Raw genomic sequence first — 8,280 nt, forward strand, 5'->3', positions numbered from 1 at the left:
GTCAGCCCGTCGACAGTTTGTAGCCGGCGCCACGTACCGTCCGGATCAGCAGTGGCTGCGCCGGGTCGTCCTCGACCTTCGCGCGTAGCCGCTGCACCGCCACGTCGACCAGTCGGGAGTCGCCGAGGAAGTCGTGGTTCCAGACCAGGTCCAGCAGCAGCTCCCGGGTGAAGACCTGACCGGGCCGGCGGGCCAGCTCCATCAGGAGGCGGAACTCGGTGGCGGTGAGCGCCACCTCCCGGCCGTGCCGGCGGACCACGAAGCCGCCCGGGTCGATCTCCAGACCGGCGACCTCGATGACGGTCGACGGGGCCGGCAGGCTGACCCTGCGCAGCACCGAGCGAACCCGGGCCACCAGCTCGGGCAGGTCGAAGGGCTTGCGCAGATAGTCGTCCGCGCCGCACTCCAGCCCGACCACCACGTCGATGGTGTCGGTGCGCGCGGTCAGCATCAGGATCGGCACCTGGCTGGTCCGCCGGATCTCCCGGCAGACCTCCAGACCGTCGAGGCCCGGCAGCATGATGTCGAGCACGATGAGGTCGACCGGGTGGGCGCGGAACGCGGCGAGAGCCTGCCGCCCGTCCACAGCGGTGTCGACCCGGAAACCGGCGCGGCGCAGACCGAGGGCGGTGACCTCCCGGATCGAGAAGTCGTCCTCGACCACCAGCACGCGGCCCTCCATCACCCGAGGGTAGACCCGGCGCCACAGTGCGTTGTCCTGGCGGAACGGCCGACATCGGCGGCCGGCTGGCCCCCTCCGGGCGTCGCCGAACCGCTACCGTCAGCACCCCTGAACCAGCTCAGACGAAAGGGCACGACGTGAAACGTCATGGCTGCGTGATCCGACTCCGCCCCGAGCAGCGGGAGACCTACCTGAGGTTGCACGCCGCCGTCTGGCCGAGCGTGGAGAAGACGCTGCGCGAGGCGAACTTCCGCAACTACACCATCTTCCTGCATGACGATCTGCTCTTCGGCTACTTCGAGTACGTGGGCGAGGACTACGAGGCCGACCTGCGGCTGATCGAGGCGGACCCGCAGACGCAGGAGTGGTGGAAGCTGACCGACCCGTGTCAGGAGTCGATCGCGGAGCCCGGCTCGGGGGACTGGTGGGCCCCGATGCGCGAGGTCTGGCACCTGGCCGACGAGGCGGACGGGCAGGCACCCGATCCGATCCAGCAGGGCTCTGGCAGCTAGCCGAGAGGGGTGGTCGGGGCCGGCCGGCCCCGACCACCGAGTCGAGCGGCGGCAGCCGATCCCGAGGATGTTCGTACGCCCCAGCGGGTGACAACTCAGCTCCGGCATTGAAGACTAGCTTCATTCCGTCATGTAACTGCGTCAATATGTTACGGAGGAAGCGTGCTCACGAGAAGGAACCTGCTCGTCGCCGCCGGTGCGGCGGTGGTCGGCGCCGTACCGCTGGCCGGGACGGCCACCGCCGCGTTGCCGCAGTTGGACATGGAGGCGCTGATCAAGGCGGCGCAGATCGACCCGCGTCGGCCGGACACCGCGCTGACCGAGGGGGCCAGGGACAGCGTCCTGCTGGTGGAGCGCGCACTCCAGGCGCGAGGGTTGCTCTCCTCGGCGTACGTCGACGGTCACTTCGGCACCAGCACGATCGCCGCGTACGCCGCGTACCAGCGGTCGCTGGGGTACACCGGTCTCGACGCCACAGGTCTTCCCGGCCCGTCGTCGCTGCGGTCGCTCGGCGAGAGTCGTTACACAGTGGTCAGGGCGATCTCGCCCGGCAGCGTGGTGACACTGCGCGGTGTGCAGGTCAACACCCGCACCAGGTCGATGTTGTTCGAGGCCGAACGTCTGCTCGGCCGCCAGCTCGGCATCACGCAGGGTTCGTACAGCAGCGGTGTGGGCGCCTCCGCCGGCACGCACGACGGTGGCGGCGCGCTCGACCTCTCGGTCAGCGGTCTCTCCTCGTCGGTCCGGACGGACGTGCTGCGTCGACTGCGCACTGTGGGCTTCGCCGCGTGGCTGCGGACCCCGGCCCAGGGGGACTGGGGCTACCACATCCACGCCATCGCGCTCTCCGACACCGACCAGTCGACAGGTGCGCAGAACCAGGCCGGCGACTATTACCTCGGTCGTAACGGCCTGGCCAACCGGGGCGTCGACGATGGACCGGCGGTCAGCCCGAAGCGGACCTGGGAGGAGTACCAGCGCACGCTCTGAGGCCTCCCGGTTCTCCCACTTCGATGCCGGCTGTTCGACGTAGAGGAGCGAAGTTGTCCATCCGTAGTAGCCGATTCCTGCGCGGCACCGTCGCCGTGCTCACCACGGCCGTCACCACCGCGGCGATCAGCGTCGCCAGTTCGACAGGGGCCCAGGCGGCCGTGAACACCTCGACGAGTTACCTGGTGGTCTACAACAACAACATCGAGAACTGGCTGCCGAGTTCCTGCGCGGACGGGTACAGCTGGGACCGGCTGATCACCTACCTCAAGGGCCGGCCGCTGAGCCCGGACGTCTTCACCGTGCAGCAGGTGTCCAACCAGGCGCAGCTCAACACACTGACGCGGCGCCTCTCCGACGAGCTGCCCGGTACGTACGCCGGGCAGATCGCGATCGCGAGCCCGGGTTCGATGGGTTACACCAGCACCTGCGGTAAGTTGAAGAACCAGCAGACCAATGCGGTCGTCTACCGCACGGACCGCTTCACGTTCGAGGATGCCACCCGGTGGCGATCCGACGCCCCCGAGGACTACGACGCCGGCACCGGCGGATGCCAGAACCTCGAACCCACGCGCAGCAGCCAGGACCGCGTCCACAACATCGCCGTCCGGCTGCACGACAACGTCCGCAACGAGGACGTCTCGGTTGCCTCGATCCACTGGCCGACCAACACCTGGCACGGCCCCCTGTGCGCCGACGAGAACATCAAGGAGGCCGACGAGGCGATGGACCGCCTCGGTGGCGCCCTGAAGATCGTCGCGGGAGATGCCAACGCCGAGCCCGAGGACGCGGGCTGGTGGAACGACGGCAAGGCCGACGGGTACCGCGACCCGATAGCCGAGAAGTGCGGCAGCCGCGACTGCTCCTTCGCGTACGACACCAACGGCAGTCGGCGGATCGACTTCCTGCTGGTCAAGAGCGGCAACGGCTTCAGCAACGCCGCGACCATCACGCCGTCGATGACCGGCGGCGAGTACTCCGAGCACCGCGCCGTGACCGCCTACGTGAACTACTGACGACCCAACCAGCGGCACCGCACGCCGAGCGGCGTGCGGTGCCGCGCCCGGTCGAGCTGCGAGAATCGGTGGTCGGGCTCGTCCGCTATGTCCCGGGACTGCCTCGTGGTCACACGTTTCTCGACAAATGAGTGGGCGTGCCTGTCGATTGGGATGGGTTCGGTTCGTAGCCCTGGTGAGAGCCCGGCATCGCAACGGGCCGCACACCCACTGGAGGGCACGATGACCGCCACTGCGAACACCCGCGCCACCACGCCGAACGTCCGTGCGCTGATCCGGACCGGTGTCGCCGCCACTGTCGCGGCGAGCGTCGCCACCATGGCCGTCGCCGCCGTCGGACACCTGGCCGGGATCAGCCTCGCGCTGGGCGGCGCCCCGATCCCCGTGCCGGGGTTCGGTGTGCTGACCGCCGTCTTCTCGCTGATCGGCGTGCTGATCGCCGTTGTGCTCGCGCGTTTCGCCCGGCGCCCCCGGGTCACGTTCGTCCGCACGACCGTGGTGCTGACGGCCCTGTCCCTGGTGCCGGACGTGATCGTCGAGGCCGGGATGGCCACCAAGGCGCTGCTGATGCTCACCCACCTGGTCGCGGCCGTGATCGTGATCCCCGCCGTCGCGCGCCGCCTGGCCGCCTGACCTGCACCCATCCCACCATCGAGGTACCGGAGGATCGTCATGAAGCAGTACCTGCTGTCCGTGCACGTCGTCGAGGGCGCGCCGAGGCCGTCCGACGAGGAGACGCAGACCATGTTCAGGGAGACCGGGCGGATCAACGACGCCATGCAGGCCGCGGGCGCCTGGGTCTTTGGCGGAGGGCTCGCCTCGCCGGAGAGCGCCACCGTCGTCCGAGTCGAGAACGGCACCACCGCCATGAGCGACGGACCGTTCGCCGAGACGAAGGAGCACATCGCCGGGTTCTGGGTCATCAGGTGCGCGGACCTGGACGCGGCGCTGGCCTGGGCCGAAAGGTGCGCGGCGGCCTGCGGCCCGGTCGAGGTGCGCCCCTTCGACGACCTGTCCCAGGCCTGACCGGCAGCCGGTCTTCCGACATGGACCTGGCGAGCATCTACCGCGCGGAGTACGGCCGCTGCGTCGCCACCCTGGCCCGCCTCCTCGGTGACATCAACCTCGCCGAGGAGGCCGTCCAGGACGCCTTCACCACGGCGCTGCAGAAGTGGCAGACACTGCCGCCGAACCCGGGCGCCTGGATCGTGACCACCGCACGCAACCGTGCCGTCGACCGTCTTCGCCGGGAGTCGACCCGCGAGGCCCGCCACGCTCAGGCCCTGCTGCTGTATCACCAGGATGATCCCTCGGAGGTGGGACCGGTGCGGGACGACCAGCTGCGACTCATCTTCACCTGCTGTCACCCGGCGCTGGCCCCGGAGGCGCGGACGGCGCTCACCCTGCGCCTGCTGGGCGGCCTCGACGTACCGGAGATCGCCCGCGCCTACCTGGTTCAGGAGGCGACCATCGCCCAGCGGATCGTGCGCGCCAAGAGGAAGATCCGCGACGCCGCCATCCCGTACCGGGTACCGGACGAACATGAGCTGCCGGACCGGCTGCCGCCCGTCCTCACCGTGCTCTACCTGATGTTCAACGAGGGCTACGCCTCCACCGCCGGCCCGTTGATCAGAACGGACTTGTGCGCCGAGGCGATCCGGCTGGCCCGTGAACTCGCCGCGTTGATGCCCGACGAGCCCGAGGCCCTGGGCCTTCTCGCCCTGCTGCTGCTGACCGAGGCGCGCCGCCCGGCCCGGCTCGGCCCGACCGGCGACCTGGTGCTGCTGGCCGACCAGGACCGGTCACTGTGGAACCGGCAGCTCATCACCGAGGGCCACGAGCTGGTCCGCCGATGCTTGCGCCGCAACCGGCCCGGCCCGTACCAGATCCAGGCCGCGATCAGCGCCGTGCACACCGACGGCGCCGCAACCGACTGGACGCAGGTCCTGGCACTGTACGACCAACTCCTCACGCTCGCGCCGAACCCTGTCGTGGCGCTCAACCGTGCGGTCGCCGTCGCCGAGGTGCACGGGCCGGCGGTGGCCCTCGCCGCGCTAAAGGGCATCGACCTACCGGGCTACCACCGGCTGCCCGCCACCCGAGCCGAACTGCTCGCCCGGCTCGGACGCAACGACGAGGCCCGGGTCGCCTACGACCAGGCCGCTGCTCTGGCCACCAACGCGACCGAGCGGGCCTACCTGGAGACCCGTCGCAACGAACTCACCAGTGAATGGAGAGCAGGATGACCGCCACCTACACCGTCGACGTCTTTTCCAGCCTCGACGGCTTCGGCACCACCAGCGGGAACTGGGGCGGCTACTGGGGAAAGCAGGGCCCCGAACTGCTCGCGCACCGCCTGTCCGTCTACAGCGTGGATCAGCGCATGGTCTTCGGGGCCAACACGTACCGGGTGTTCGCGCAGATGCTGGCCGCGAGCACCGAGGAGTCCGAGGTCCGCGACGCCTGGGTGACCCGGATGAGGAACCTCCCGGCGACGGTGGTGTCGAACTCGCTGGAAGGCCCCCTCGACTGGCCGGACGGGGCCGTCGTGCGCGGTGACGCGGTCGACGTCGTCGCCCGGCTCAAGGAGGAGTCCGCCGTGCCCCTGCGATCACACGGCAGCCTGTCGTTGAACCGGGCGCTGATGGCCGCCGGACTGGTCGATCTCGTCCAGGTGACGCTCTTCCCGGTGATCACCGGGCAGACCGGTACCGAGCCGATCTTCCAGGGAGCGGCCGACTTCGACCTGGAGTTGATCGAGAGCCGGACCCTCGACGGTCGCACCCAGGAACTCGTCTACCGGCCCACCCTGCACGTGTGAGTCGGCGCGTCGCCTGGCCATCCGCCGCGTTCGGCGAATGGCCAGGCGGATCGGCCGGTTCCGATCACCACTGGTGGGCGACGTCGAGCACCACCCGGCTGTGGGTGCCGGGACCGGCGAGCACGAGCACCCGGAACGGCAACCGCGCCCGTACGCCGACGGCGAAGGTGCTGTAACCCTCGAAGCTGCCGCCGAAGACCACGTCGCGCAGCGTCTGGTAGCGCAGCAGATTCGCCACGTGCTCGCCGACCGCGTAGGGCACGGTGCCCAGGTGGTGGTCGTCGTACGCCGGGGCCCGCAGGGAGACCCGCAGCAGTGCCCCGCCGGCGGTGTACGGCGACAGTGCCAGCCCTTCGCCCTCGGTCCACGTCTCGCCGTAGCCGATCGCGTAACCGTCGACCGGGCCGTTGAACTCGAAGACGACCCGGTCGTAGCAGTCGTGCCGGCCGGTGCGCACATCGATCAGCGGGGCGTCGCTCAGCGCGCCGGCCGCCTTCTCCGCGCTGCCCCAGGTGATCCCGCAGTTCGCCGCTGTGGTCGTGGTGCCCTCGGCGGCGCTGCTGCCCGCGCTGGCTACCAGCCCGGCGAGGACGACCGCCAACGCGGTCAGTGTGCTCCTGATCCTCATTGTGGTTTCTCCGTTCGGTACCGGGGTCACGTCGCGGCGGCGCTGCCGGTGACCCTCTGCCGCCACCGTCGTCCTGCCCCGGCACAGGAGCTTCGCTGTGACGTAACCGCCGAGTAACGGCAGGTGGTCTGACCGTCGGCCAGGTCGGCGGACGACTGGTGCTCGGCACCCGGTAGGCGCTGATCCGGTATGACGCTTCCGCTATGCCGAACATCGACCGCCGTCACATTAATATCGGCGCACATCGATGAGCCGGCGGCCGACGGTCGCCGGACGACCGCAGGGGAGTACCCGATGTTCCGAGGACAACTGAGACGCGCGGCGATGGCCATGCTGGTGGCGATCTTGGCAGCGGCCGGGATACAGCTCGCCACCGGCACGCCGGCCGCCGCCGTCCGGACCGTCTACTACGACGCGAGCCGGACCGGCGAGTTCCGCACCAACTTCGACCAGGCGGCGCAGATCTGGAACAGCCGGGTCAGCAACGTCCGACTCCTGGCCGGCACCCCGGCCAGCATCACCATCTACGTCGACGACGGCTGGCCCCGCGCGCAGCCGACCGGCCTCGGCTCGGGCCGGATCTGGATGGGCCGCACGGCCGTCAACCAGGGCTACGACCGCACCCGCATCGCCACCCACGAAGTCGGCCACATCCTCGGCCTGCCGGACCGGCGCACCGGCCTCTGCTCCGACCTGATGTCCGGCAGCAGCGCACCGGTCTCCTGCCGCAACGCCAACCCCAGCGCCGCCGAGGCGAGCCGGGTGAACTCGCTGTTCGCCGGCACCCTGGCCGCACCGGCCAGCACGACGTACACCTGGAACGACGCCTCGGACATCAGCCCGCTGGTGGTCGGCGGCCGGCCGGCCACGGAGAACTACCCCTTCATGGTGTACGTCTCCGGCTGCACCGGCACGCTGATCAAGGGCAACTGGGCGGTCACCGCCAAGCACTGCTCGACGCCGTCCTCGGTGCGGGTGGGCAGCGTCAACCGTTCCAGCGGCGGGACCGTGGTGCAGGTGACCCGGGCGGTCAACCACCCGAGCGTCGACGTGAAGCTGCTGCAACTGGCCAGCTCGGTCACGTACGCGCCGGCCCCGATCCCGAGCACCTCCGGCGCGGTCGGCACCGCCACCCGGATCATCGGCTGGGGTCAGACCTGCGCCCCGCGGGGCTGCGGTTCGGCCCCGACCGTTGCCAACGAGCTCGACACGTCCATCGTGGCCGACAGCCGGTGCTCCGGCATCAACGGCCCGTACGAGATCTGCACCAACAACACCAACGGCAACTCCGGCGCCTGCTACGGCGACTCCGGTGGCCCGCAGGTGCGCCGGGTCAACGGAGTGTGGAACCTGATCGGCGCCACGAGCCGGGCTGGCAACAACAACTCCACCTGCGCCACCGGCCCCTCCATCTACGTCGATCTGCCGTCCATCCGGTCCTGGATCAACACCCAGGTCGGCGGCCTACCCGCCTGACCAGCTCGGACGCTGCGGGCGGAGGACGCGCGACAGGCGACCTCCGCCCTCGGTGCGTGTTCTAGACGAGTAAGTCCGAAGTTGGTTCAGTGGTCGTAGGCGATCAGGGATCTCGTCACGGGCTGGCCGGTGGTCCGGTTGTGCCAGATCGCGGC

At 69.9% G+C, this 8,280-nt stretch carries 10 protein-coding genes; 8 read left to right on the forward strand and 2 right to left on the reverse strand.

What is annotated here, in order from left to right; all coding sequences use genetic code 11:
- Nucleotide 1: 1 nt before the first annotated feature.
- Nucleotides 2-682, reverse strand: coding sequence for a response regulator (locus ACIBEF_RS30540; protein ID WP_396796812.1), 681 nt, complete (start codon nt 680-682; stop codon nt 2-4).
- A 155-nt stretch (nt 683-837) separates the two neighbouring features.
- On the opposite strand from ACIBEF_RS30540, the gene ACIBEF_RS30545 reads away from it, so the two are divergent.
- The 7 genes from ACIBEF_RS30545 (at nt 838) to ACIBEF_RS30575 (ending at nt 6,021) form a co-directional block, all read left to right on the forward strand.
- Nucleotides 838-1,194, forward strand: coding sequence for an L-rhamnose mutarotase (locus ACIBEF_RS30545; protein ID WP_396796814.1), 357 nt, complete (start codon nt 838-840; stop codon nt 1,192-1,194).
- A 162-nt stretch (nt 1,195-1,356) separates the two neighbouring features.
- Nucleotides 1,357-2,184, forward strand: a complete 828-nt coding sequence (locus ACIBEF_RS30550) for a peptidoglycan-binding protein (RefSeq protein WP_396796815.1) — start codon at nt 1,357-1,359, stop codon at nt 2,182-2,184.
- 53 nt (nt 2,185-2,237) lie between these two features.
- On the forward strand, nt 2,238-3,200 hold the full coding sequence (locus tag ACIBEF_RS30555; RefSeq protein WP_396796816.1) for a hypothetical protein: 963 nt from the start codon (nt 2,238-2,240) through the stop codon (nt 3,198-3,200).
- A gap of 222 nt (nt 3,201-3,422) precedes the next feature.
- Complete coding sequence (locus ACIBEF_RS30560; protein WP_396796817.1) at nt 3,423-3,833, forward strand: DUF6069 family protein; 411 nt, start codon at nt 3,423-3,425, stop codon at nt 3,831-3,833.
- Between the two features lie 39 nt (nt 3,834-3,872).
- Nucleotides 3,873-4,226, forward strand: coding sequence for a YciI family protein (locus ACIBEF_RS30565; RefSeq protein ID WP_396796818.1), 354 nt, complete (start codon nt 3,873-3,875; stop codon nt 4,224-4,226).
- 20 nt (nt 4,227-4,246) lie between these two features.
- On the forward strand, nt 4,247-5,446 hold the full coding sequence (locus tag ACIBEF_RS30570; RefSeq protein ID WP_396796819.1) for an RNA polymerase sigma factor: 1,200 nt from the start codon (nt 4,247-4,249) through the stop codon (nt 5,444-5,446).
- Nucleotides 5,443-6,021 carry a dihydrofolate reductase family protein gene (locus ACIBEF_RS30575; protein WP_396796820.1) on the forward strand — a complete coding sequence of 193 codons (579 nt, stop codon included), beginning with the start codon at nt 5,443-5,445 and terminating at the stop codon, nt 6,019-6,021. Before ACIBEF_RS30570 ends, ACIBEF_RS30575 begins: the two co-directional genes overlap by 4 nt.
- Before the next feature lie 64 nt (nt 6,022-6,085).
- On the opposite strand, the gene ACIBEF_RS30580 is transcribed toward ACIBEF_RS30575, so the two are convergent.
- Nucleotides 6,086-6,649 carry a hypothetical protein gene (locus ACIBEF_RS30580; RefSeq protein WP_396796821.1) on the reverse strand — a complete coding sequence of 188 codons (564 nt, stop codon included), beginning with the start codon at nt 6,647-6,649 and terminating at the stop codon, nt 6,086-6,088.
- A gap of 330 nt (nt 6,650-6,979) precedes the next feature.
- On the opposite strand from ACIBEF_RS30580, the gene ACIBEF_RS30585 reads away from it, so the two are divergent.
- Entirely contained in the window at nt 6,980-8,125 is a 1,146-nt protein-coding gene (locus tag ACIBEF_RS30585; protein ID WP_396796823.1) for a snapalysin family zinc-dependent metalloprotease, read from the forward strand.
- Nucleotides 8,126-8,280 lie beyond the last annotated feature (155 nt).

The sequence above is a fragment of the Micromonospora sp. NPDC050795 genome, from assembly GCF_044456785.1.
Classification (GTDB): Bacteria; Actinomycetota; Actinomycetes; order Mycobacteriales; family Micromonosporaceae; genus Micromonospora.